At 73.2% G+C, this 24,147-nt stretch carries 20 protein-coding genes; 11 read left to right on the plus strand and 9 right to left on the minus strand.

The annotated features are described in order from the left end of the window. Positions 1 to 106: 106 nt before the first annotated feature. Positions 107 to 1,060 (plus strand): cellulose-binding protein, encoded by a 954-nt coding sequence (locus ACFVGS_RS07895; protein ID WP_385691444.1) that lies wholly within the window; start codon positions 107 to 109, stop codon positions 1,058 to 1,060. 63 nt (positions 1,061 to 1,123) lie between these two features. Here ACFVGS_RS07895 and ACFVGS_RS07900 read toward each other — a convergent pair whose 3' ends face one another. Further along, entirely contained in the window at positions 1,124 to 2,839 is a 1,716-nt protein-coding gene (locus tag ACFVGS_RS07900) for an MFS transporter (protein WP_385691447.1), read from the minus strand. 299 nt (positions 2,840 to 3,138) lie between these two features. Here ACFVGS_RS07900 and ACFVGS_RS07905 point away from each other — a divergent pair, with 299 nt between their 5' ends. Both ACFVGS_RS07905 and ACFVGS_RS07910 read left to right on the plus strand, forming a co-directional pair. After that, positions 3,139 to 3,957, plus strand: a complete 819-nt coding sequence (locus tag ACFVGS_RS07905) for an ABC transporter ATP-binding protein (RefSeq protein WP_384423064.1) — start codon at positions 3,139 to 3,141, stop codon at positions 3,955 to 3,957. Then, positions 3,954 to 6,527 (plus strand): ABC transporter permease, encoded by a 2,574-nt coding sequence (locus ACFVGS_RS07910; protein ID WP_385691450.1) that lies wholly within the window; start codon positions 3,954 to 3,956, stop codon positions 6,525 to 6,527. The genes ACFVGS_RS07905 and ACFVGS_RS07910 overlap by 4 nt, the downstream gene beginning before the upstream one ends. Before the next feature lie 100 nt (positions 6,528 to 6,627). Here ACFVGS_RS07910 and ACFVGS_RS07915 read toward each other — a convergent pair whose 3' ends face one another. Together ACFVGS_RS07915 and ACFVGS_RS07920 are read right to left on the minus strand one after the other, a co-directional pair. Beyond that, the gene (locus ACFVGS_RS07915; RefSeq protein ID WP_384421229.1) at positions 6,628 to 6,879 is read right to left on the minus strand and encodes a type II toxin-antitoxin system RelE/ParE family toxin; all 252 of its coding nucleotides are present in this window, start codon (positions 6,877 to 6,879) and stop codon (positions 6,628 to 6,630) included. Next, a complete protein-coding gene (locus ACFVGS_RS07920) occupies positions 6,876 to 7,151 on the minus strand; it encodes a type II toxin-antitoxin system Phd/YefM family antitoxin (RefSeq protein ID WP_385691453.1) in 276 nt (91 codons plus the stop codon). Before ACFVGS_RS07920 ends, ACFVGS_RS07915 begins: the two co-directional genes overlap by 4 nt. A 141-nt stretch (positions 7,152 to 7,292) precedes the next feature. Here ACFVGS_RS07920 and mfd point away from each other — a divergent pair, with 141 nt between their 5' ends. After that, positions 7,293 to 10,838: a transcription-repair coupling factor gene (gene mfd / locus ACFVGS_RS07925; protein WP_384421233.1), complete on the plus strand. Its 3,546-nt coding sequence runs from the start codon at positions 7,293 to 7,295 to the stop codon at positions 10,836 to 10,838. A 56-nt stretch (positions 10,839 to 10,894) separates the two neighbouring features. Here mfd and ACFVGS_RS07930 read toward each other — a convergent pair whose 3' ends face one another. Continuing rightward, complete coding sequence (locus ACFVGS_RS07930) at positions 10,895 to 12,205, minus strand: SGNH/GDSL hydrolase family protein (protein WP_385691456.1); 1,311 nt, start codon at positions 12,203 to 12,205, stop codon at positions 10,895 to 10,897. Between the two features lie 99 nt (positions 12,206 to 12,304). Continuing rightward, positions 12,305 to 12,952 (minus strand): TetR/AcrR family transcriptional regulator, encoded by a 648-nt coding sequence (locus ACFVGS_RS07935; RefSeq protein ID WP_385691459.1) that lies wholly within the window; start codon positions 12,950 to 12,952, stop codon positions 12,305 to 12,307. Positions 12,953 to 13,162: 210 nt separating this feature from the next. Between ACFVGS_RS07935 and ACFVGS_RS07940 the strand changes: the two genes are divergently transcribed. From ACFVGS_RS07940 to ACFVGS_RS07950, 3 genes are all read left to right on the plus strand, one after another. After that, a complete protein-coding gene (locus tag ACFVGS_RS07940) occupies positions 13,163 to 14,023 on the plus strand; it encodes a hypothetical protein (RefSeq protein WP_385691536.1) in 861 nt (286 codons plus the stop codon). Between the two features lie 290 nt (positions 14,024 to 14,313). Further along, entirely contained in the window at positions 14,314 to 15,009 is a 696-nt protein-coding gene (locus ACFVGS_RS07945; RefSeq protein WP_385691462.1) for an HNH endonuclease family protein, read from the plus strand. A 96-nt stretch (positions 15,010 to 15,105) separates the two neighbouring features. Then, positions 15,106 to 15,885, plus strand: coding sequence for an N-acetyltransferase (locus ACFVGS_RS07950; RefSeq protein WP_385691538.1), 780 nt, complete (start codon positions 15,106 to 15,108; stop codon positions 15,883 to 15,885). Between the two features lie 101 nt (positions 15,886 to 15,986). On the opposite strand, the gene ACFVGS_RS07955 is transcribed toward ACFVGS_RS07950, so the two are convergent. Further along, positions 15,987 to 16,769 carry a hypothetical protein gene (locus ACFVGS_RS07955; protein ID WP_384421240.1) on the minus strand — a complete coding sequence of 261 codons (783 nt, stop codon included), beginning with the start codon at positions 16,767 to 16,769 and terminating at the stop codon, positions 15,987 to 15,989. A gap of 91 nt (positions 16,770 to 16,860) precedes the next feature. Beyond that, complete coding sequence (locus ACFVGS_RS07960) at positions 16,861 to 17,634, minus strand: DUF4190 domain-containing protein (RefSeq protein ID WP_384421242.1); 774 nt, start codon at positions 17,632 to 17,634, stop codon at positions 16,861 to 16,863. A gap of 178 nt (positions 17,635 to 17,812) precedes the next feature. Here ACFVGS_RS07960 and ACFVGS_RS07965 point away from each other — a divergent pair, with 178 nt between their 5' ends. The 4 genes from ACFVGS_RS07965 to ACFVGS_RS07980 all read left to right on the plus strand — a co-directional run bounded on the left by ACFVGS_RS07965 (position 17,813) and on the right by ACFVGS_RS07980 (position 22,738). Further along, positions 17,813 to 19,987 carry an N-6 DNA methylase gene (locus ACFVGS_RS07965; RefSeq protein WP_385691465.1) on the plus strand — a complete coding sequence of 725 codons (2,175 nt, stop codon included), beginning with the start codon at positions 17,813 to 17,815 and terminating at the stop codon, positions 19,985 to 19,987. A 102-nt stretch (positions 19,988 to 20,089) separates the two neighbouring features. Continuing rightward, positions 20,090 to 20,701, plus strand: coding sequence for a hypothetical protein (locus tag ACFVGS_RS07970; RefSeq protein ID WP_385691468.1), 612 nt, complete (start codon positions 20,090 to 20,092; stop codon positions 20,699 to 20,701). Beyond that, complete coding sequence (locus ACFVGS_RS07975; protein WP_385691471.1) at positions 20,698 to 22,212, plus strand: protein kinase; 1,515 nt, start codon at positions 20,698 to 20,700, stop codon at positions 22,210 to 22,212. Before ACFVGS_RS07970 ends, ACFVGS_RS07975 begins: the two co-directional genes overlap by 4 nt. 121 nt (positions 22,213 to 22,333) lie before the next feature. After that, on the plus strand, positions 22,334 to 22,738 hold the full coding sequence (locus ACFVGS_RS07980) for a hypothetical protein (RefSeq protein WP_384421249.1): 405 nt from the start codon (positions 22,334 to 22,336) through the stop codon (positions 22,736 to 22,738). Between the two features lie 104 nt (positions 22,739 to 22,842). Here ACFVGS_RS07980 and ACFVGS_RS07985 read toward each other — a convergent pair whose 3' ends face one another. Together ACFVGS_RS07985 and ACFVGS_RS07990 are read right to left on the minus strand one after the other, a co-directional pair. After that, a complete protein-coding gene (locus tag ACFVGS_RS07985; RefSeq protein WP_384421252.1) occupies positions 22,843 to 23,685 on the minus strand; it encodes an MBL fold metallo-hydrolase in 843 nt (280 codons plus the stop codon). Positions 23,686 to 23,697: 12 nt separating this feature from the next. After that, positions 23,698 to 24,099 (minus strand): VOC family protein, encoded by a 402-nt coding sequence (locus ACFVGS_RS07990; protein WP_384421254.1) that lies wholly within the window; start codon positions 24,097 to 24,099, stop codon positions 23,698 to 23,700. Positions 24,100 to 24,147: the final 48 nt, after the last annotated feature.

Here is a 24,147-nt window from a genome sequence, read left to right on the forward strand (position 1 = left end):
ATGTGACGAAAGGCGCGCGACGTGTGTTCACGTCGGGCGCCTTTTGTCCGTTCTGATGCCGCATCCTTGATGTTTGAGGACATAAGGAGTCGAAGGGGCGTCAGGGATGAGTTTCTCCGTCGGATTCTCCGGACGACGCGGGCGCGGCTACCGCCCCGAGCAGGTCGACCGCCACCTGGCCGCGCTCTCCGCCGAGCGGGACGGCGCGTGGGAGCGGGCGGCCCGACTGACCGTCCTGGCGAAGGAGATGGAGGCGGAGGCCGCCCGGCTGCGCGAGGTCGTCGCCTCGCTCGCCCCGCAGCGCTACGAGTCCCTGGGCGAGCGGGCCCGCCGGATCCTGGAGCTGGCGGAGGCGGAGGACGAGGCGCTGGTACGGGCCGCCGAGGCCGACGCGCAGTCCCTCGCCGAGGCGGCGGAAGCGGCCGGCAAGGAGACGGCCGAGGCGGCGGAGGCGTACGCGCGGGGCGTGACCGCGGCGGCCGAGGCGGCGGCGAAGGCGACCCTGAAGGAGGCCGCCGAGCGGGCCGAAGCGATCCTCACCGCGGCCCGCCGCGACGCCGAGGAGCAGCGCGCCGCGGCCCGTAGCGCCTTCGAATCCGCCGAACGCGAGGCCGCGGCGATGCTCGCGCGGCAGCACGAGGAGCAGTCGGCGGTACGGGACGAGGCCGAGCGCGCGGCGGCGGCGCTGCTGGCCGAGCAGCGGGCCCGGCACGACGAGCTCGTCGAACGGGCGGAGGCGGCGCTCGCCGAGGCCGAGCGGGAGCTCGCCGAGACGGAGGAGGCCGCCCGGCACGGCCAGGAGGACGCCGAGGCGGAGGCCGCCGAACTGCTCGCCGCGGCGCGGCTGCGCCAGGAGCGGATCGAGCGCGAGACCGAGCGGGTGCTGCGCGAACACGACGAGGCCCGCGACGAGATCCACTCCCACATGGAGCACATCCGCTCCTCCCTGGCCGCCCTGACGGGCCGCGTCACCGGCCCGGCCCCGAAGGATCCCGAGGAAGCGGAGGACGCGGAGGACGCGGCGGGGGACGGGGAGTCCCCGGCGGAGGACGGCGACTAGGCCGTTTCTTCCGGATCAGGGCCGGATACGCCGCGGACCCGGCCAAGATCCGGAAGAGACGGCCTAGGCCGATGCTTCCGGTTCGTGCTCCTTGGGCTCGTGTTCCTTCAGGACCGGGAAGCGGCGCGGGGCGATCGTGAGCAGGACGAGCAGGGCGAGGGCGGCGGCGCCGGCCGCGCCCAGGTAGACGTAGTCGACGGCCGCGTCGACCGCGCGCCGCAGGTGGTCGGCTGCCGGGCCGGTGAGCGCGCCGGGCGTCTCCAGGGCGCGGACCAGGCCGTCCAGGTCGGCCGTGCCCTCGCCGGCGCCGTCACCCGTGCCCCCGCCGATCCTCGCGGCGAGCACGCCGTTGGCGACGGCGCCGAACAGGGCGGCGCCGACGCTCTGGCCGACCTGGCGGACGAAGAGCACCGAGGCGGTGGTCGTGCCCCGCTCCTCGTACGGGACGGTCGACTGGACGCCGACGATCAGCGGCAGCTGGAAGAAGCCCAGGGCCCCGCCGAGCAGCAGCATCAGCAGCGCGGGCTGCCAGGGCTCGCCGGGGAACGGCAGCAGCGGGAAGGCGAGCAGGACCAGGAGGGCGAGGCCCATGCCGAGCAGGGCGGTCTGCCGGAAGCCGATGCGGTTGTAGACCCGGTTGGAGAGCGCGGCCGTGACCGGCCAGCTCAGGGTCATCGCGGAGAGCACGAAGCCGGCCGCGATCGGGCCGAGGCCGAGGACGGCCTGGGCGTACGTCGGCAGGAAGACGGTCGGCGCGACCATGAGCAGGCCGAGCGCGCCGAGCGCCAGGTTGACGGCGGCGATGGTGCGGCGGCGCCAGACCCAGCCCGGGATGATCGGTTCGGCGGCTCGCCGTTCGACGACGACCGTGACGGCGGCGAGCAGCGCCGCCCCGCCGAACAGGCCGAGGGACGGCGCCGAGAGCCAGGGCCAGGCGACGCCGCCCTGGACCAGCGCGGTGAGGAGGAGCGTCCCGGAGGCGAAGACGCCCAGGGCTCCGGCCCAGTCGACGGAGACCCGGGGCCTCTTGTCCCGTACGGCGCGTTCGCCGCGCGCGCCGCGTACGCCTCCGGCGGCGCGCGCGCCGTCTGCGCCGCGGGCGCTGCGTTCGCCACGCAAGCCGGGTGCGCCTCGTCCGGCGCGAGCGCCGCGTACGCCCGGATTCGTCCCCGCGCCGGCCGCGGCCGGTTCCACCAGGTAGCGGGCTATCAGCCACAGCGCCGCCGCTCCGACCGGCAGGTTGACCAGGAAGATCCAGCGCCAGTCCGCGTAGCCGGCGAGCAGGCCGCCGGCCGCCGGGCCGGCCACGGCCGAGGTGGCCCAGACCGAGGAGAGCCTGGCCTGGATGCGGGGACGTTCCTTCAGGGGATAGAGGTCGGCGGCGATCGTCTGGACGGTGCCCTGGAGCGCGCCGCCGCCGAGGCCCTGGACCACGCGGAAGGCGATGAGCGAGCCCATGTTCCACGCGGACGCGCACAGCACCGAGCCGACGAGGAAGAGCACGATGCCCGCGATCAGGACGGGCTTGCGGCCGAAGGTGTCGCTGAGCTTGCCGTACACCGGCAGGGTCACGGTCACGGCGAGGAGGTAGCCGGAGAACAGCCAGGAGAAGACGGACAGGCCGCCGAGGTCGCCGACGATCTGCGGGACGGCCGTGGACACGATCGTGCCGTCGAGCGCGGCGAGCGCCATGCCCAGCATCAGCGCGGCGACGACGGGTCCGCGCCGTGTGGTGTCCGTCTTCGGCGGTGCCGTCGCTCTCGTGGTCGCCTCGGACACGCCTGACCCCTCTCCCCACCCTGACGGATGCTTCGTACATCTAAGTGCGCCCGGGTCAGCCTCTCACCCGTACCAGGGTCGGAGGAACCCCTAGGGGCTTCTCCCCCATTCAGCCCAGGGGTGCTTCGTCCCGGCGGAGGACGAGACGGGGCCCGTCACGTCCTTAGCTTGTTCTTACGGGCTCGGCCCTGCGGATAACCCCAGGGCGAAGAGTGCGCCTGGCACCAGTGCCACGGCCCCGCCCGGCGACCAGACTCGAACGCGCCACCAGACGCGTACGACGACATAGGAGACATACCGTGACTTCGGCTGTGACCATCCCCAGGCACGGGGGTACTGGAGAGCGGACGGCCGTCGCCGCGCGGGCACGGCAGGTCGTCAAGGCCTACGGATCCGGCGAGACGCGGGTGGTCGCGCTCGACCACGTCGACGTGGACATCGCACGCGGGCAGTTCACCGCCATCATGGGGCCGTCCGGCTCCGGCAAGTCCACGCTGATGCACTGCCTCGCCGGGCTCGACACCGTGACCGCCGGTCAGATCTTCCTCGACGAGACCGAGATCACCGCGCTGAAGGACAAGAAGCTCACCCGGCTCCGGCGCGACCGGATCGGCTTCATCTTCCAGGCCTTCAACCTGCTGCCCACGCTCAACGCGCTCGAGAACATCACGCTTCCCATGGACATAGCGGGCCGCAAGCCCGACCAGGAGTGGCTGCGGCGGGTCGTCGAGACCGTCGGCCTCGGCGGGCGCCTCGGGCACCGGCCGAACCAGCTCTCCGGCGGGCAGCAGCAGCGCGTCGCCGTGGCCCGCGCGCTCGCCGCCCGGCCCGAGATCATCTTCGGCGACGAGCCGACCGGAAACCTCGACTCGCGGGCCGGGGCCGAAGTCCTCGGATTCCTCCGGCAGTCGGTCGACGAGCTGGGCCAGACCATCGTCATGGTCACCCACGACCCCGTCGCCGCCTCCTACGCCGACCGCGTGCTCTACCTCGCCGACGGCCGGATCGTCGACGAGATGCACCGCCCGACGGCCGACGCCGTCCTCGACCGCATGCTCCTCTTTTCTGGGGGACACCCCCAGACCCCCGACTTCGACGCGCGGGGGCGGACCTCGTGACCGTGCTCAAGACCTCCCTGCGCAACTTCCTCGCCCACAAGGGCCGCATGGCGCTCTCCGCCGTCGCGGTGCTGCTGTCGGTCGCGTTCGTGTCCGGCACCCTGGTGTTCAGCGACACCATGAACACCACCTTCGACAAGCTCTTCGCCACCACCGCCTCCGACGTCACCATCAGCCCGAAGGACGCCGCCGAGAACGACGAGGTGCCGCAGACCGGCCGCCCCGCGACCCTGCCCGCCGCCCTCGTCGAGCGGGTACGGGCGGTCGAGGGTGCCCGTAACGTCCAGGGCGGCGTCGTCTCGATGTCCGTCACCGTCGTCGACTCCCGCGACGAGAACGTCGGCCCGACCTCCGGCGCCCCGACCATCGCCGGCAACTGGACGAAGAACGAGCTGCGTTCGGTCGAGATCGCCTCCGGCCACGAGCCCCGCGGCCCCACCGAGGTCCTCCTCGACGCCGGCACCGCCGAGAAGCACCACCTGAAGATCGGCGACGAGCTGCGCACCATCGCCGTCACCGGCGACTTCACCGCGAAGATCTCCGGCCTCGCCGAGTTCAAGGTCACCAACCCCGGCGCCACCGTCGTCTGGTTCGACACCGCCACCGCCCAGCGTGAACTCCTCGGCAAGGAGGGCCTGTTCACCCAGGTCACGGCCGATGCCGGGCCCGGCGTCAGCGACGCGAAGCTGAAGGCGGCCGTCGCGGCCGAGATCGGCCCCGGCTACAAGCTGCAGACCGCCGCCGAGGCCACCGACGCCGGCCGCGAGGACATCGCGGGCTTCCTCGACGTCATGAAGTACGCGATGCTCGGCTTCGCCGGGATCGCCTTCCTCGTCGGCATCTTCCTCATCGTCAACACCTTCTCCATGCTGGTCGCTCAGCGCACCCGCGAGATCGGCCTCATGCGGGCCATCGGGTCGAGCCGCCGCCAGATCAACCGCTCCGTCCTCGTCGAGGCCCTGCTGCTCGGCGTCGTCGGCTCGGCCGCCGGTGTCGCGAGCGGCGTCGGCCTCGCCGTGGGACTGATGAAGATCATGTCGTCGATGGGCATGGAGCTGTCCACGCAGGACCTCACCGTCCGCTGGACGACCCCGGTCGTCGGCATCGTCCTCGGCGTCGTCGTCACCGTCCTCGCCGCGTTCGTCCCGGCCCGCCGGGCCTCCAAGGTCTCCCCGATGGCCGCACTGCGCGACGCGGGCACGCCCGCCGACGGCAGGGCCGGCGTGGTGCGCGGCGTCCTCGGTCTCGTCCTGACCGGCGCCGGCGCCGCCGCGCTGTGGGCCGCGACGCAGGCCGAGAAGGCCGGCGCGGGCTCCCTGTGGCTGGGCCTCGGCGTGGTCCTGTCCCTGCTCGGCTTCGTGGTCGTCGGCCCGCTGCTGTCCGGCGCGGTCGTCCGCGTCCTCGGACTGCTCGTGCTCCGGGTCTTCGGGCCCGTCGGCCGCATGGCCGAACGCAACGCGCTGCGCAACCCGCGCCGTACCGGAGCCACCGGCGCCGCGCTGATGATCGGACTCGCGCTGGTCGCCGCCCTGTCGGTGGTGGGCTCCTCGATGGTCGCCTCGGCGACCGAGGAGCTCGACCGGTCCGTCGGCGCCGACTTCATCGTGCAGTCCGCCAACGGCCAGCCGGTCGTGCCGCAGGCGCAGGCCGCGGTCGAGAAGGCGTCCGGCCTCGACCACGTCACCGAGTACCGATGGGTCGAGGCGACCGTCACCGATCCGCGCGGCAAGGCCGAGAAGACCGGTCTGGTCGCCGCCGACCCGACGTACGCGCAGGACGTCCGCCGCGACACCACCGGCGGCACGCTCTCCGAGGCGTACGGGCCGGGCGCCATGTCCGTCGGCAGCGACTACGCGGCCGAGCACGGCGTGAAGGTCGGCGACCGGCTCACCGTGGCCTTCGCGGGCGGCGGGCGGGCGGTGCTGCGGGTCGCGGCGATCACGTCCGACGCCAACAACATCGACAAGGGCGTGAAGTACACGAGCCTCGCGACGGCCGAGCGGTACGTGCCGGCGGAGAAGATGCCCAAGAGCATGATCGTCTTCGCCACGGCGAAGGACGGGCAGGAGGCGGCCGCGTACCAGTCCCTCAAGGACGCCCTGAAGCCGTACCCGCAGTACAAGGTCGCCGACCAGGCCGACTACAAGAAGGACCTCCAGGACCAGGTCGGCCAGCTCCTGAACATGGTCTACGGCCTGCTGGCCCTCGCGATCGTCGTCGCGGTCCTGGGCGTCGTGAACACCCTGGCCCTGTCGGTCGTCGAGCGAACCAGGGAGATCGGCCTGATGCGCGCCATCGGCCTCTCCCGCCGCCAGCTGCGCCGCATGATCCGCCTGGAGTCGGTCGTCATCGCCCTCTTCGGCGCGCTCCTCGGTCTCGGCCTGGGCCTGGGCTGGGGCACGGCCGCCCAGAAGCTCCTGGCCCTGGAGGGCCTGGGCGTCCTGGAGATCCCCTGGCCGACGATCACGGCGGTCTTCGTCGGCTCGGCCTTCGTCGGCCTCTTCGCGGCCCTGGTCCCGGCCTTCAGGGCGGGCCGGATGAACGTCCTGAACGCGATCGCGAGCGAGTAGGGCCGCGGGCGGCAGGCCGGCGGGCGCCGGAACGGGGGTGGGCGCCCGCCAGGGGGACGGGCCGGGCCCGGCGGAGCGATCCGCCGGGCCCGGCCCGTGGTCATGGTGTGCGACCGAGGTGGAGCACCATGACCGTGACGGTCGCCTCGGTGATCTCGTACATGACGCGGTATCGGCCGACGTGCATCCGCCGGAGGTCGGGCGAGCCGTACTCGGAGGTACCTGCGGGGCGGGGGTTGTCGGCGAGGAGGTCCGTCGCCACGAACACCTGACGCAACCCGTCAGGGTCGTCCACCAGGTATTTGGCAGCGGTGTCGAGGGCCGGCTCGTCCCATAAGACGGTGTAGGTCAAGACCGCTTCAGACCCAGACGGGCACGGGCCTCGTCCTGAGGGATGCCGACGACCGTGCCTTCGGCCTGGCGAGCGCGATACCGGGCCAGCGCCAGATCGTCCTCCAGGTCTGCCAGTCGCTGCTCCAGCTCAGCCAGCTCCGTCGGGTTTATGAAGACGGCCGCGGCCTGGCCGTGGTCCGTGATGGTGATGCGTTCGCGAGCGTGCGCCGTCCGGCGGACGAGAGAGCCGAACTGGGCGCGGGCCTCGGTAATAGGGAACGTGGCACTCATGTACCCAACTGTACGGTCGAGGTCGTGCCGCGACGATCCCACGGACGGGTGACCGTCACCGCGTCGTCGTAGGCTGGAGACCCCGGCCCGTGAGACGTGTCGGGTCGTTCGCGTTGCCCACCTCCGCCGGGATGGACCTTCATGAGCCTGCACGGTCTGCTGGACGCCGTCGTCAAGGACGCCGCACTCACCGAAGCGGTGAAGGCCGCCCGAGACGGCAACCGCACCCACGTCGACCTGGTCGGCCCGCCCGCCGCCCGGCCCTTCGCCGTCGCCGCGCTCGCCCGTGAGGCCGGGCGGCCCGTGCTCGCGGTGACCGCGACGGGGCGGGAGGCCGAGGACCTGGCGGCGGCGCTGCGCTCGCTCCTCGACCCGGACACGGTCGTCGACTACCCGTCCTGGGAGACCCTGCCGCACGAGCGGCTGTCGCCCCGCTCCGACACCGTCGGCCGCCGCCTCGCCGTGCTCCGGCGCCTCGCCCACCCGTCCGCCGACGACCCGGCCGCCGGCCCCGTCAGCGTCGTCGTCGCGCCCATCCGCTCCGTGCTCCAGCCGCAGGTCAAGGGCCTCGGCGACCTGGAGCCCGTGGCCCTCAGGAGCGGTCAGACCGCCGACCTGGAGGAGATCGTCGCCGGGCTCGCCGCCGCCGCGTACTCCCGCGTCGAGCTCGTCGAGAAGCGCGGCGAGTTCGCCGTCCGCGGCGGCATCCTGGACGTCTTCCCGCCCACCGAGGAGCACCCGCTCCGCATCGAGTTCTGGGGCGACGACGTCGAGGAGATCCGTTACTTCAAGGTCGCCGACCAGCGCTCCCTCGAAGTCGCCGAGCACGGCCTGTGGGCGCCGCCCTGCCGCGAGCTGCTGCTCACCGACGACGTGCGCGCCCGCGCGCGGGCGCTCGCCGAGGCCCACCCCGAGCTGGGCGAGCTCCTCGACAAGATCGCCGAGGGCATCGCCGTCGAGGGCATGGAATCCCTCGCCCCCGTGCTCGTGGACGACATGGAGCTGCTCCTCGACGTCCTGCCCGCCGGCTCCATGGCCGTCGTCTGCGACCCGGAGCGGGTCCGTACCCGCGCCGCCGACCTGGTGGCGACCAGCCAGGAGTTCCTGCAGGCGTCCTGGGCGGCGACGGCCGGCGGCGGCGAGGCCCCGATCGACGTCGGCGCCGCCTCGCTGTGGGGCATCGCGGACGTACGGGACCGGGCGCGCGAGCTCGGCATGATGTGGTGGACGGTGTCGCCGTTCGCCGCCGACGAGACCGGCGCGTCCGTCGACGACGCGGACGCACTCAGGCTCGGCATGCACGCCCCCGAGTCGTACCGCGGCGACACCGCCCGCGCGCTCGCGGACACCAAGGGCTGGCTGGCCGACGGCTGGCGCACGGTGTTCGTGACGGAGGCGCACGGCCCGGCGGCCCGCACCGTCGAGGTCCTGGGCGGCGAGGGCATCGCCGCCCGGCTCGACGCCGATCTGGCCGACATCTCCCCGTCCCTGGTCCACGTCGCGTGCGGCGCGATCGACCACGGCTTCGTCGACGAGAACCTCAGGATCGCCGTCCTCACCGAGACCGACCTGTCGGGGCAGAAGGCCGCCGGCAAGGACGGCCAGCGGATGCCGGCCAAGCGCCGCAAGACGATCGACCCGCTGACCCTGGAGGCCGGCGACTACATCGTCCACGAGCAGCACGGCGTCGGCCGCTACATCGAGATGGTGCAGCGGACCGTGCAGGGCGCCACCCGCGAGTACCTGCTCGTCGAGTACGCCCCCGCCAAGCGCGGCCAGCCCGGCGACCGCCTCTACATCCCGACCGACCAGCTGGAGCAGGTCACCAAGTACGTCGGCGGCGAGGCACCGACGCTGCACCGGCTCGGCGGCGCCGACTGGACGAAGACGAAGGCCCGCGCGAAGAAGGCGGTCAAGGAGATCGCCGCGGACCTGATCAAGCTGTACAGCGCGCGCATGGCCGCGCCCGGCCACGCCTTCGGCCCCGACACGCCGTGGCAGCGCGAGCTGGAGGACGCCTTCCCGTACGCGGAGACGCCCGACCAGCTGTCGACGATCGCCGAGGTGAAGGAGGACATGGAGAAGTCGGTCCCGATGGACCGGCTGATCTGCGGCGACGTCGGCTACGGCAAGACGGAGATCGCGGTCAGGGCCGCCTTCAAGGCGGTCCAGGACGGCAAGCAGGTCGCCGTCCTCGTCCCCACGACCCTGCTCGTCCAGCAGCACTTCGGCACGTTCAGCGAGCGCTACGGCCAGTTCCCGGTCAACGTCCGCGCCCTGTCCCGCTTCCAGACGGACACCGAGGCGAAGGCGACGATGGAGGGCCTGAAGGAGGGCTCCGTCGACGTCGTCATCGGCACCCACCGCCTGTTCTCGTCCGAGACCAAGTTCAAGGACCTGGGCCTGGTCATCGTCGACGAGGAGCAGCGGTTCGGCGTCGAGCACAAGGAGCAGCTGAAGAAGCTCCGGGCCAACGTCGACGTCCTCACCATGTCGGCCACGCCCATTCCCCGCACGCTGGAGATGGCGGTCACCGGCATCCGCGAGATGTCGACGATCACCACGCCGCCGGAGGAGCGGCACCCGGTGCTCACCTTCGTCGGCCCGTACGAGGAGAAGCAGATCGGCGCGGCGATCCGCCGTGAGCTGCTGCGTGAGGGCCAGGTCTTCTACATCCACAACCGGGTGGAGTCGATCGACCGCGCCGCGGCCCGCCTCCGCGAGATCGTCCCTGAGGCGCGGATCGCGACGGCGCACGGCCAGATGTCCGAGCAGGCCCTGGAGCAGGTCGTCGTCGACTTCTGGGAGAAGAAGTTCGACGTCCTCGTCTCGACGACGATCGTCGAGTCCGGCATCGACATCTCCAACGCGAACACCCTGATCGTCGAGCGCGGCGATAACTTCGGCCTGTCGCAGCTGCACCAGCTGCGCGGCCGCGTCGGCCGTGGCCGCGAGCGCGGCTACGCGTACTTCCTGTACCCGCCGGAGAAGCCGCTCACGGAGACGGCCCACGAGCGGCTCGCCACCATCGCCCAGCACACCGAGATGGGCGCCGGTATGTACGTGGCGATGAAGGACCTGGAGATCCGCGGCGCGGGCAACCTGCTCGGCGGAGAGCAGTCCGGCCACATCGCGGGCGTCGGCTTCGACCTGTACGTACGGATGGTCGGCGAGGCCGTCGCCGACTACCGCAAGTCCCTGGAGTCCGGCGGTGTGGAGGAGGAGCCGCCGCTGGAGGTCAAGATCGAGCTGCCGGTCGACGCGCACGTCCCCCACGACTACGCGCCGGGCGAGCGGCTGCGCCTCCAGGCCTACCGCGCCATCGCCTCCGCCAACTCGGAGGACGACATCAAGGCCGTACGGGAGGAACTCACCGACCGTTACGGCAAGCTGCCCGAGCCGGTCGAGAACCTCCTCCTCGTCGCCGGCCTCCGCATGCTGGCCCGCGCCTGCGGCGTCGGCGAGATCGTCCTCCAGGGCCCCAACATCCGTTTCGCCCCGGTCGAGCTGCGCGAGTCGCAGGAGCTGCGCCTGAAGCGCCTCTACCCGCGCACGGTCATCAAGCCGGCCGTCCACCAGATCCTGGTGCCGCGCCCGACGACGGGCAAGATCGGCGGAAAGCCGGTGGTGGGCCGTGAACTGCTGGCGTGGACCGGGGAGTTCCTGGCGGAGATCCTGGGGTCGTGAGTGCGGTGCGGCACCCCGAGCCGTGAGGGGCTGCGGGGTGCCGCACCGGCGCGGGTCTACAGCTCGTCGAGGTCCAGCGCCTCGGCCATCGCGGTGTAGCCCGCGTCGCCCGGGTGGAGGTGGTCGCCGGAGTCGTAGGCCGGGAGGATGCGGTCCGGGTCGGACGGGTCGGCGACGGCGCGGTCGAAGTCGACGACGGCGTCGTACGCGCCGGAGGTGCGGACCCACTCGTTGAAGGCGTCCCGCTTGGCCTCGTTCTCCGGGGTGTCGTAGAACGAGCCCTTGATCGGGGTGAGGGTCGCGCCGACGACCTTCAGGCCGTGGGCGCGGGCCTGGCGGATGAGGGTGCGGTGGCCCTCGATGAGCTGGTTCACGGAGACCTCGGGCGTGGGGCCGCCCGGGAAGGCCGGGCCGCTGCCGCCGAAGTCGTTGATGCCCTCCAGCAGGATCACCGTGCTCACGCCCTTCTCGGTGAGCACGTCCTTGCGGAAGCGGGTCACGGCCTTCTCGCCCGCCCAGGTCGTGTCGTTGGTGACCTCGTTGCCGCCGATGCCGTGGTTGAGGACGGCGCGCGGGCGGCCGCCGGCGGCGAGGCGTTCGGCGAGCTCGTCGGGGTAGCGGTTGTCGGCGTCGGCGGTGGAGCCCACGCCGTCGGTGATGGAGTCGCCGAAGGCGACGATGCCGTCGCGGCGGGCGGCGGCACGGGGGCCGCCGGACACCTCGACGCCGGAGAGGTAGTACCAGGACGAGCTGGTCTCGGTGAACGCCGCGCCCGAGGTGTCGGCCCGGTGGTCGCCGGCCGCGCGGTAGCTGGTCGCGGACGCCATGTGGTGGAACGTGGCCGGGCCCGTCGGGCCGGCCAGGTAGAGGGTCACGGTGACCGACTCGAGCGCCCTCGTGCGGAAAGGCACGCCGTCACTGAGCAGGGTGCCGCCGGCCGGCACGGTCACGGATCCGCGGCCTCCGAAGGTGAGGGCCCGGACGGAGCCGGGCACGACCGCCCCGCCCTCGGCGGTACGGGCGACCGTCGCGCCGGTCACGCGCAGCGGCGTCGTGCCGTAACGGTTCGTCAGCTCGATCCGGGCCTTGCTGCCGCCCGCGGTGATCCGCACCGTCTGCCGGACGGTCTGGTCGTCGAAGCCCTGGAGCGACCAGTTCGCGCCGAAGGGTGCGGCCGGCGCCTGCGGGGACGCGGCCCACGCGCCGTGCCAGGCGCCCGCGGCGGCACTGGCGCCCGCGGCGCTCGTGGTGGTCACGGTGTCGGCCGTGGCGGCGGTGGCCGGGACGGTGGTGAGGGTCAGGGTGGCGAGCAGGGCGATGCCCGCTCGCCGGAGGGTGCCGGTGCTGGTGTGGGTGCCGGTGGTCATGTGCTGGTCGCTTCCCCGTTGTCGTCAGTGCGTACGACAGGGGTCAAGTTCGTATCACCTTCAACTATTCCCGTTCAGGGAAAGAAAGTTGGCGGAGAGTCAGATCGGGGGAAGGGGAGCGCCGCCGTCCGCGCCGCCCGCGTCGAACGTCAGGCCCGCGAGTGTACGGAAGACCTCGCCCGGGTCGCGGTCGGCCAGCGGCTCGTCCAGGTTGTGGGTGAGCAGCAGCGTCGCGAAGCCGTGCGCCAGGGACCAGGCGGCGATGCCGGTGGTGCGGGGGTCGGTGGTGGCGCCGGGGCCGGTAGTGGTGCCCGCGAGGTCGGTGACGCCCGCGCGGAGCTCCGCGGAGGCCCGCTCCTTGGCGGCGAGGAGCTCGGCGTCGTCGGCGCGGTGGAGGCCCGGCTGGAACATCACCTGGAAGTGCGCGGGGTGCGCGGCGGCGAAGCGTACGTAGCGGACTCCGCGTTCCCGGAGGTCGGGGGCGTCGGCGAGGGCGCGCGCGAGGAGGTCGTAGCCCTCGGTGGCGATCGCGGTCAGCAGGCCGGTGCGGTCCTTGAAGTGGTGCGCGGGAGCGGCGTGCGAGACGCCGGCGCGGCGCGCGAGGTCACGCAGGCTGAGCGCACCGGGGCCCTCGCCCGCGATGACGTCGAGCGCGGCGGTGAGGACGGCCTGGCGCAGATCGCCGTGGTGGTAGGCGCGCCGGCCCGTTCCGGCGTCGCCGGCGCTCCCGGTGGGTTCGGTGGTCATGGCAGCAGCGTACGCAGGATCTAGGCATTGACAAGTTCGGCGGGCCGGAGGAATCTAGTCAGTGACAAGATGAGGGGAGGAGCTGAGGGAGACGTCATGGACGCCGTGATGGGTGAGACCTCGACCGTGGAGACCTCGATCGTGGAGACAGTGACCGCCGGAGGCCCGGCCGGGGGCGCCGGAGCCCCGGAGCCCGCCCGGGTCCGCCAGATGTGGCACCTGCTCGAACCCCTGCACGCCGTGCTCTACTACGCGCCCGAGACCTTCGACGAGGCCGCCGCCCTCGGGTACGACGTCTCCGAGCGCTGGCCCTCCTACTTCGCCTGGCGCGCCGCCGCCCTCGGCCCGGTCGGTGCCGAGCGGGTCACCTCGGCCTTCTACAGCTTCAGCCCCGCGACGGTCGCCCGGTACGTCCCCGCCGCCTGGGACGTCGCCGCTCCCGCCGACGTGCTCGCCGCCCGGCTGCGTGCCGTCGACCGCACGTACCGCACGCTCCTGGGCGACGACGTCCTCACGAGCCCCGAGCTCGCCGAGGCCGCCGCCCTCGCGCGCCGCGCCGCGGAAGCCGCGCCGCTCGCCGGACGGGCCCTGGCCGCCGCCCACGCCGAGCTGCCCTGGCCCGATGCCCCGCACCTGGTGCTGTGGCAGGCCGCGACGATCCTGCGCGAGCAGCGCGGCGACGGGCATCTCGTCGCCCTCGCCGCCGCCGGCCTCGACCCGGTCGAGTCGCTGGTCTCCTTCGCCGCCGTGGGCGCCGCCGCCGAGGCGACCTTCGCGAGCCGCGGCTGGAGCGCGGCGGAGTGGGCCGCCGCCCGCGAACGCCTCGCCGCCCGCGGCCTGGTCCACCCCGACGGCGCCGCGGACGCCGAAGCCGGCACCGCCACGGACGCCGGGCGTGCCCTGCGCGCCGAGGTCGAGCGCCGTACGGACGAACTCGCCGCCGCGCCCTGGGCCGCGCTCGGCCCCGAGGCCACCGACCGGCTCGCCGAACTGCTCGGCGGCCCCTGGCTCGCCGTCGTCGGCTCCGGCCTGCTGCCGTCCGAGAACACGCTGGGCATCGGCAAGGTGTGAGCCCGCAACCGGGCGGGACCCGGACGTGACTCGGGCGGACCCGACGTGACCGGGAGGACCCCCGCGGGACCCGGGCGGACCCGGGCGTGACCGGGAGGACCCCGGCGGGACCCCGGGCGGACCCGGGCGTGACCGGGAGGACCCCGGCGGGACCCGGGCGGACCCGGACGTGACCGGGCGGGCTACCGCTGTGAGGTGGGCGGTGTGAGGCGGTGTGAGGTCCCTCGCCCCGCCCGTTTCGGGACCAAAGGGCGCGAACGGCCGAGCGGGGCCCGTCCTACGATCCTCGGGTGTCGACGTATCAGAAAGCCCTCAGCGCCTCCGCCTCCGCCTCCGCCGTCCTCGCCCTCCTCCTCGCGACCGCCTGCTCGCCCGAGCCGGGCGCGTCCGGAACCGGCGGCGGCGCGCCGCCGAAGCCCGCCGCCGGCGGCAGCGCGCTGGCCGCCGTGGACACCCTGACGGTCAAGGGACGGGCGCCGAAGACCGGTTACGAGCGGGAGAAGTTCGGCCGGGCGTGGTCGGACGTCGACCGCAACGGCTGCGGCACCCGCGACGACATACTGGCCCGCGACCTGACCGGCGTCCGGTTCACCGGCGGCCGCTGCAAGGTCGCCTCCGGCACGCTCGCCGACGACCCGTACACGGGCCGCTCCGTCGACTACGTCCGGGGCCGCAGCAAGGTCGACATCGACCACGTCGTGGCGCTGTCCGACGCCTGGCAGAAGGGCGCGCAGAAGTGGGACCCCGGCACCCGGCTGCGCTTCGCCAACGATCCGCTCAACCTGCTCGCCGTGGACTCCACGGCCAACCGCCGCAAGTCCGACGGCGACGCCGCGACCTGGCTGCCGCCGAACAAGGCCTACCGCTGCGCCTACGTCGCCCGTCAGGTCGCCGTGAAGAAGAAGTACGGCGTGTGGGTCACGGCCGGTGAACGGGACGCGATGAAGCGGGTCCTGGCCGGCTGCCCCGGCCAGCGGCTTCCCTAGGGTCCGGCCAAGGGGCTGCGCGGACGTGGGGCAGGGTGCAGGAAAATCGATTCCGCAGTGATCGTGCGGCGCCGTAGTCTCGCCGCCATGGACGACCTGGACCTGCACATCACGACCCTCGCCGAGCGGCCCGAACTCGCCGGCCCGCTCTGGGGCATGAAGGACCTCTGGCCGGAGTTCATGATGTACGACCCGGTCGGCTGGGCCAACGTGGGCCGGATCGTGGCCGACTTCCCCGAGTACGTGCTCGTCGCCACGGACGGGCCCACCGAGCCCGCAACGGACGACGTCCATCCGCACGGGAAGGTCGTCGCCCGGGCGCTCAGCGTGCCCTTCGCGCTCCAGGCCGAAGGCCGCGGCGAGCTGCCGGACACCGGCTGGGACCAGATCCTGCTCTGGGCGTTCTCCGACCTGCGGCACGGCCGCAAGCCCGACACCGTCAGCGCGATCGAGATCACCGTCGACACGAGCGCGCTCGGCAAGGGCCTCTCGGGCCGCATGCTGGCCGCGATGCGCGACAACGCCGCCCGTCTCGGCTTCTCCGAGGTGGTCGCACCGGTGCGCCCCAACGCCAAGCACCTGGAGCCGGAGGCCTCCATCCACGAATACGCCTTCCGTACCCGCGCGTCGGACGGACTGCCGCACGACCCGTGGCTGCGCGTCCACGTGCGGGCGGGCGCCACGATCGAGAAGGTCGCGCCCGCGTCGATGACGGTCAGCGGATCCGTCGAGCAGTGGCGCGCGTGGACCGGCAAGCCGTTCGACACCGACGGCCCGGTCGAGGTCGACGGCGCGCTGGTGCCGGTGCACTGCGAGGCCTCCCGCGGCTACGGCGTGTACGTCGAGCCGAACGTCTGGGTCCGCCACCGCATCTGACCGGACAGCGAGAACCGGACAGCGAGAAGGCGTGAAGGCCGCCCCCCTCCAGGGGCCTTCACGCCTTTCGCGTCTCCGGCTGCCGGTCCGGGGGCGGACCGTCAGCCGAGGCTCTTCTCGTCGATGACGTCCTTCTTCGCGGGCGCCTTCGCCGTGACCGGCTTGTCGAAGTCGGAGAAGGAGACCGTGCCCGGCTCGTCACCGCCGGCCGTCACGATCCGCAGCAGGTACGGCTTGCCCTCCGTGGCCACGTAGAACGTGTCCTTCTCGCCGCCCTTGTAGTCCAGCGTCAGGACGAGCGCCTTCCTGCCGTCGACCGTGGTCTCCGCGCCCTCCACCGCACCGGCGCTGTCCTGCTCGAAGTCGGCCATCAGCTTCTTGAGGTCGCACATGTCGAGCATGTCCCTGGCGTCCGGGTCCTTGGCGTCGGTCTTGACCCAGCGGCCCTTCAGCTGCTTGATCACCGCGGCCTGGACGTCCGCCGGCTCGCCCTTCGACTGCTCCTTCAGGAAGGCCTCGTCGAAGCGGAGGTAGACGGCCTTGTCGGCGGGCTCGGAGGGGCGGATCAGCTCGGCCGTACCCGTCGTGCCGACCGTCATCGTGCCCGTGCAGCGGCCCTGGACGTCGGTCGACAGGTATCCCTTCAGCGGCCCGTCCGTCGTCTTCGTGTCGAGGTCCACGGTCAGGGAGCGGGCGGCCTTCGTCGTGGCCACGGCCTTGTCCAGGATCTGGGCCGCGCTCATGTCCCCGAACGGGCCGGTGGCCTTCGGCTTGTCGTCGGAGAAGGGTCCGCAGGCGGTCGCGCCGAGCGCGACGGCGGCACACAGCGCGACGGCGAGAGCGGTACGGCGGGGGCGGCGGGGGCGACGGGTGGTGGCAGACATGGGGGTGCTCCGAGGGATCGGGGTGGTACGAGGGAGAGGGAGAGGGCGGGGGGAGGGTCAGGGCAGAGGGCGCGGGATGGCGCGGGGGCCGTCAGCCGAGCTTCAGGTCCCACTGCGTGGCGTCGTGGTCCAGGCCCGGCTCGACCTCGACGGTCAGGCTCTTCGCGGCGGCGGGCGTGTCGAAGGCGAAGGTCCGGGTGGCCTTCTTGCCGGGCAGGACCGAGCCGTCGAAGACCACGCCGAACTTGTCGCCGAGGATCTGCTCGGCCTCGACGCCGTCCTTGCCGGTGCGGGCCGTCGGCGCCGTGCCCGCGGTGTCCCAGGCCTTCTTGCCGGAGTTCTCGATGGTGACGGTGACCTGGTACGCCTTGTTGCCCTCGGTGTGGCCGACGGCGAACTCGTCCGGGGTGAAGGCCTTGGGCTCCGAGACCGTGACCTTCAGGCCGTCCTCGTACTCGACGGTGTCGCCGGCCTCCAGGGCCTTGTCCTGAGCGGCCTTGCCGCCGGGGTTCTTCGGGGCCGAGTCCTTGAGCGACTTGTCGAGCTTCTCGAGCTCGTCCACCGCGCCGCTGACGGCGGTGAAGGTGATGACCGCGCCGACCACCGAGAGGATCAGGGCCGCGAGGCCCAGGATCGCGCCGGTCAGCGTGACTCCCTTGTTGTTGGCCTCGCCCCGCTTCACCCGGCCCTTTCCGACCAGGCCGAGGACCAGGGCGATCAGGCCGAGGATGCCGGCCAGCCAGAAGAAGAGCGGGATGACGCCGGAGAGCGTGCCGATGATGCCGAGGATCAGGGCCGCGGTCCCGAGTCCGTTCCGCATGGCCGCCGGAGCCGGGGCGTGCGGGAGCTGCGTGTCGTGCGACATGAGTGTGTCCTCCCGGACAGAGAGTTCGTCTGGCGCGATGCATCAATGACAGCAGAAGCTGTGAACCGAGTCAACACGGTTCACGGAAGGTGGGTCCGCTCACGCTGTGAAGGGAGGGCTCTTGCGTTCGCCAGTAAGATCGGGGACACACGCCAGGCGGGACGAGAAGGAGTGGCAGGTGCCGGAGAGCGCAGCAGAGGTGACCGCCGCGGGCATCGCCCGCCTCGCGGGAGTCGGCCGGGCGGCCGTGAGCAACTGGCGCCGCCGGCACGCCGACTTCCCCAAACCGGTCGGCGGCACCGAGACCAGCCCGTCCTTCGCCCTCGCCGACGTCGAGGACTGGTTGCGCGCCCAGGGCAAGCTCGCCGAGGTCCCGCTCCGCGAGCGCGTCTGGCAGCAGGTCGCGGGCCACCCCTCCGGCGCCGTCACCGGCCTGGTCCACGCGGGCTGCGTGCTCCTCCTCGTCCACGACCGGGCGGCGGCCTGGCCCGCGCTCGCCGCCGCACCCGACGACCGGCTCGGCGAGCTGCTCCCGGTGCCGCTGGAGGAGGCGCTGACCGAGCGGTTCGGCGTCGAGCGGGCCGTCCGCACGCCCAGCGCACGCGAGCTCGCCGGCTCCGTCCCGCTCGTGCGCGGGGTGGCCGAACTCGCGGCCGAGACCGGCCCCCGCGACGCCTTCGAGTTCCTGCTCGGCCGCCACCTGGACGCCAACCCCCGGCAGTACACGCTCACCCCGCCCGGCCCCGCCGCCCTCATGGCGGCGCTCGCCGGCCCCGCCGCGACCGTCCTCGACCCCGCCTGCGGCACCGGCGCCCTCCTCGGCACGGCCGCAGCCGCCGCGGCCGGACCCACCGTTGCAGCAGCCGCCGCGGCCGGATCCGCCCCCGCCGCGGGCCCCGGAGCCACCGCCCTCCACGGCCAGGACGCCGACCCCGACCTGGCCGCGCTGACCGCCCTGCGCCTCGCGCTCGCCACCGACGCCACCGGCCCCCGTCGCGTCGACGTCCGGGTCCTCTCCGGCGACACCCTGCGCGCCGACGCCTTCCCCGCGCTCACCGTCGACGCCGTGCTCTGCCACCCGCCGTTCAACGAGCGCAACTGGGGCCACGACGAGCTCGCCTACGACCCGCGCTGGGAGTACGGCTTCCCGGCCCGCACCGAGTCCGAGCTGGCCTGGGTCCAGCACGCCCTGGCCCGGCTGCGCCCCGGCGGCACCGCCGTCCTCCTCATGCCGCCCGCCGCCGCCTCCCGCCGCTCCGGCCGCCGCGTCCGCGCCGACCTGCTGCGCCGCGGCGCGCTGCGGGCCGTCGTCGCCCTGCCGGCCGGCGCGGCCCCGCCGTACGGCATCCCGCTGCACCTGTGGGTGCTGCGCAAGCCCGTCCCCGGCGAGCGCCCGCCCGGCGAGCTGCTGCTCGTCGACACCGCGCACGAGACCGCCGCGGGCGCCGGCGTCCCCGGCTCCGGCAGCGGCCGCGACCGGCTGGACTGGCCCGCCGTCGAGAGCGCCGTCCTGGGCGCGTGGCGGCCCTTCGACCGTGACGGCACCCTTCCCGAGACGCCCGGCGAAAGCCGCTCCGTGGCGGTCGTCGAACTCCTCGACGACGACGTCGACCTGGCGCCCGCCCGTCATCTGCCGCCGCCCGCCGCCGCCGAGGGCGCGGCGCAGCTGGCCGGGGTGCGCGAGCGGCTGACGGAGACCCTGCGCCGCACCCGCGAGCTGACGCCGCCTCCCGCCGCCGAGCCCGGTGCGGCGCCCGGCGTCCGCATGACGGCGACGACGGTCGGCGAGCTCGCCCGCGCGGGCGCCCTGACCCTGCGTGCCGGAGGCACGGGCACGGCACCCGCCGGGCCCGCCGCCCAGGCGCCCGTCCGGGTCCTCACGGACACCGACGTCCTGGCCGGCCACGCGCCCTCCGGCACCCTCCCCGAGGCCCCGCCCGAGGGACCCGCCGAGGAGCCCGTGCTGCTCGCCGCGGGCGACGTCGTCGTGCCGGTGCTCGGCGGCGGCTCGGTCGCCCGGGTCGTCGACGCCGCCACCGCGGGCGCCGCCCTCGGCCGCAACGTCCACCTGCTGCGCCCCGACCCGGCCGCCCTCGACCCGTGGTTCCTGGCCGGCTTCCTGCGCGCCACAGCCAACAGCCGCCAGGCAAGCTCGTACGCCTCGACCGCGACCCGGCTCGACGTCCGCCGCCTCCAGCTGCCCCGGCTGCCGCTGCGCGAACAGCGGCGCTACGGAGACCGGTTCAGGGCACTGGCGGAGTTCGAGGAGGCGCTGCGGCTCGCGGGCCGGCTCGGCGAGCAACTGGTGCAGGGCATGTACGACGGGCTCGCGGACGGCACGGTCGCGCCCTGACCGGACCCTGGTCGTCCGTTCCGTACAACCCTGGAGCCGATGCCGGAGTCGGTGTATACGCTCGTCTCCGACAGTCGGCTGATCAGATGACCAGGAGCAGGAATGTACGGCCAGGGCTATCCGGCGCCGCCCGCGTCGCCGCAGCAGCGCGTTCCGGCGTCGGTCATCGTGCTGCGGGTGCTGTTCGCCGTGCTGCCGCTCCTCAGCCTCGGCATGCTGACGTGGGTGACGGCACTGCGGATCGGCCTCCTGACCCGCCGGGTGGTGGACTGGGTCCTGCTCGGGGTGTCGGTGGCGGTGATCATCGCCACCTTCGTCCTGCTGCCGAACGACGAGAACGACACGTCGCTGCGGGGCGACCTGGTCATCGGGATGGTGCTGCTGAGCGCGATCGCGTTCGCGGCGTACTACCTGGTCGTCGACATCCAGCACGACCACACGCGCCCCCGCGCGTACGGGCCGGCGCCGGTCCCGCCGCCGTACAACCCGTACGCGGCGACCGTGCCGCAGCACCACCAGGCCTACGGCTATCCCCAGCCCCAGCCCCACCCCCAGCCTCGGTCCGCGGCCGCCCCGCCCGTGGCCCCGCCCCAGCCCGTCCGGCAGCCCCAGCCCCAGCCGCAGCCCCTCACCCCGCCGAGCCCGCGCATCCACCAGGTGCGCGCCGAGCTCGACGAGCTGAGCGACCTGCTCCGCAAGGACGAGCGGAAGTGAACGGGCGGGTCGTCGGCGGGCGGTACGAGCTGGCCACCCTGATCGGCCAGGGCGGCATGGGCCAGGTCTGGACGGCGTACGACGGCCGCCTCGACCGCCGGGTCGCCGTGAAGCTGCTCAGCCCCGCCGCCATCAGCGGCCCCGCGACGGCCGCCGACGAGCTGCGGCGCCGCTTCGTGCGCGAGTGCCGGGTCACCGCCCAGGTCGACCACCCCGGACTCGTCACCGTGCACGACGCGGGCAGCGACGGCGACGACCTGTATCTGGTCATGCAGTACGTGGAAGGCGCCGACCTCGCCGACCACCTCGCCGAGCACGATCCCTATCCGTGGCCGTGGGCGGTGTCCGTCGCCGCCCAGTTGTGCGCGGTCCTGGAGGCCGTGCACGCGGTGCCCATCGTGCACCGCGACCTCAAGCCGCGGAACGTGATGGTCCGCCCGGACGGCACGGTCACCGTGCTCGACCTGGGCGTGGCGTCCGTCCTCGACTCCGACACCACCCGCCTCACCCACACCGGCTCGCCCATCGGCAGCCCCGCCTACATGGCGCCCGAGCAGGCCATGGGCGGCGTCGTCGGCCCGTACACCGACCTGTACGCCCTGGGCGTGCTCCTCCACGAACTCCTCAGCGGCAACGTGCCCTTCGCCGGCTCCACCGCCCTCGGCGTGCTGCACCGGCACCTCCACGAGGCGCCGGTGCCGGTCCGCCGGCTGCGCCCCGAGGTGCCCGAGGCCCTCGAAGCGCTCGTCCTGCGCCTCCTCGCGAAGGACCCGCAGGCGCGGCCGTCCGGGGCGCAGGAGGTGTACGAGGAGCTGCTGCCACTGCTGCCCGCGCGCGGCGCCGGGCCGTCGGGGCCGCTCGACCCGACCCGTCCGTTCCGCCGCCCGCACGCGCCCTGGCCCGACCGTTCGGCCCGGGTCGCGGCGGCGCCGCCGCCTCCGGTGGCCCCGGCGGCCGCGCGGCCGGACGTGGCCGCGGCCGTGGACGAGGTGAAGCGGCTGCTCGGCGAGGGCTCCCTCACCCAGGCCGTGGACATCCTCGGCGGGATCCTCCCGGCCGCCGCCGCGGAGCACGGCGAGCGGTCGCCGGTGGTGCGGATCCTGCGCAAGCAGTACGCGTCGACGCTGATGGACGACGGCCAGTACCGCCGTGCCCTGCCGGAGCTGCGCCGGCTCGCCGAGGACCGCGCGGCGGAGGCCGGCCCGGCGGACCCGCAGACCCTCCAGTACCGCTACGACGCGGCCCTGTGCCTGGAGCAGCTGGGCGACCCGGCCGCCGCGCTCGCGGAGTTCCGCGCGCTCCTGCCGTACCACGAGCAGGACGCCCGGGCCTTCGACATCCGGCACCGGATCGGGCTGTTGCTGCTCGCGACGGGCGACCACGCGGGCGCGGCGTCCCAGTTGGGTGCGCTCCTGTACGACGTGGAGCGCGCCCACGGCCCCTATCACCCGCTTGCGACCGATTTGCGGCGGGTGTTGGAGCGTCAGCAGCAGATGGGGCGCGGCTTCTGACGGGTCGGCAGCATCACGACTCCGTACCGGATTCGCTAACGGAAAGCATTGGTCCGATTTGGTCATTTTGCGCGGTGTAACGTGCGCGTTCGATCATGTCCACGCCTTCCAAGGATCCTTCATGACCACGCCTCCGCCGTCCGACCCGTTCGCCGCCGCGCCCGGGCAGCCCGCGCCCGAGCCCGCCCCGCAGAAGAAGGGCGGCGGCCTGCTGAAGAAGGTCGGCGGTTTCGTCGTCCTGGTGATCGTCGCCGTCGCCTGGAAGTTCGGTGTCCCGTACCTGACCGGTGACGCCCCGGTGCACGCCAAGGTCGGCGAGTGCGTGATCGTGACCGGCCCGGAGAACGCCCCCGAGGTCGAGACCCAGGGCTGCGACTCGGGCAAGGCCGACCTGTACAAGGTCGCCGCCGTGCACGAGGACACGTTCGACCTGAACAAGTGCGACCAGACCAAGTACTCGGCGCTCGCCCAGCAGCTCGGCTCGGACAAGTTCGTCCTCTGCCTCGAAGACGTCGCGGCCAAGTAAGCAGCCGTACGCAGAAGGGGCCGGCCCGTCGGGACACCGTCGGGACCGGCCCCTTCCGCGTACCCGCGTCACACGCGCACGCCGCGCGCCCGCGGCGGCGCCGCTCACGTCCCCGACGGCCGCGGCTGCTCCGGCGGAACCGAGCTCTCGGCGGCCGCCATCCACTGGTCCAGGTCGTCCTGGGTGAACTCCGTCCACGGCGGGACCTCGGGGAGCCGGCGGAGGAGGTCGTAGGCCTCGGGGATGTGGGGCCCGCGGAGGACCGGGCAGTGGCAGCCGGCGACGACCTGGGCGTCCATGTCCTGGAAGCCGCTGACGACCGCCCCGAACTTCTCCGCGTCCAGCAGGGCGACCCACGGGGAGACCAGGCGCCCGCCGAACAGCTGGCCGTCGCGGAACTCGTCCGGCGACAGCGCCGCCGTCTCGGGCATGGGGGCCGGCACGTTCGTGGCGAAGGTGTCCACGGACCACAGGACGCCGGTCTTCCGGTCGAAGAGGGCGCGGGTCGTGGGGTTGTCGAACAGCGGCGGTCGCTTGGCGACCAAGGTGCGGTCGCCCGCGTCGATCGTGTCGCCGTCCGTCATGAAGCGGCACCGGTTGACGGGCGTCTCCCACTCCTCGGCCATACGGCCGATGGAGAACCACGTCGTCAGCAGGGTCGCGTTCGGGCACTCGGCCAGGACCGCAAGCAGGTTGCCGGCGTGGTCGCGGTCGTCGTGGGTGAGGAAGATCCACCGCACGTCCAGAGGATCCACGACCGACCAGGCCGCCTCCAGCCACTGGGAGCGCACCGCGGGCGCACCGGTGTCCACCAGGACCGGCTCGGCTCCCCGTATCACCATCGAGTTCATCGGGAAGTGACCGACCGGCGGTGCCTCGAGGGCCCAGGGGATCACGAACGTCTCGTCGGCGATCTTGTACGGCTCCAGAAGGTTGAAATTTTCCATCTCGAAGCACCCCTAGCCCTGCGGCGCCGGAAGGTAGAACTCCAGGGCGATGGTGTCCGGATCCTTGAAGTTGAGATGAATTCCCCCGGCGGGGTCCTCGAAGACGTCCGAGTGCGCGATCTCCTGCTCGTCCAGCCGGGACTCCCACGCTTCGATCACCGCCCTGTCCGCCACGTGGAAGGCCAGGTGGTCGAGGCCGACCCGGGTCGGATCGAAGGCGTCCGACGGGTTCGTCGCCTCGTGCGTACGGAACCCGATGACCATGACGGGGGAGGCGACGGCCACGAACGGGCCGAACTCGTCCTCGATGTCGAGGACCGTCTGCGTATCGAGCAGGCGGTTGTAGAACTCGGCACTGCGCTTCACGTCGCTCACGGTCAGCGTGACGTGCCCGATCCCAGCGATCTCAGGCATGGAGCTGCCACCTCCTCCGCGGGAGGACCGCTGTCTCTCTCTTCGATG

Origin of the sequence: Streptomyces sp. NPDC127114 (assembly GCF_042677525.1) — a bacterium.
GTDB lineage: Bacteria > Actinomycetota > Actinomycetes > Streptomycetales > Streptomycetaceae > Streptomyces.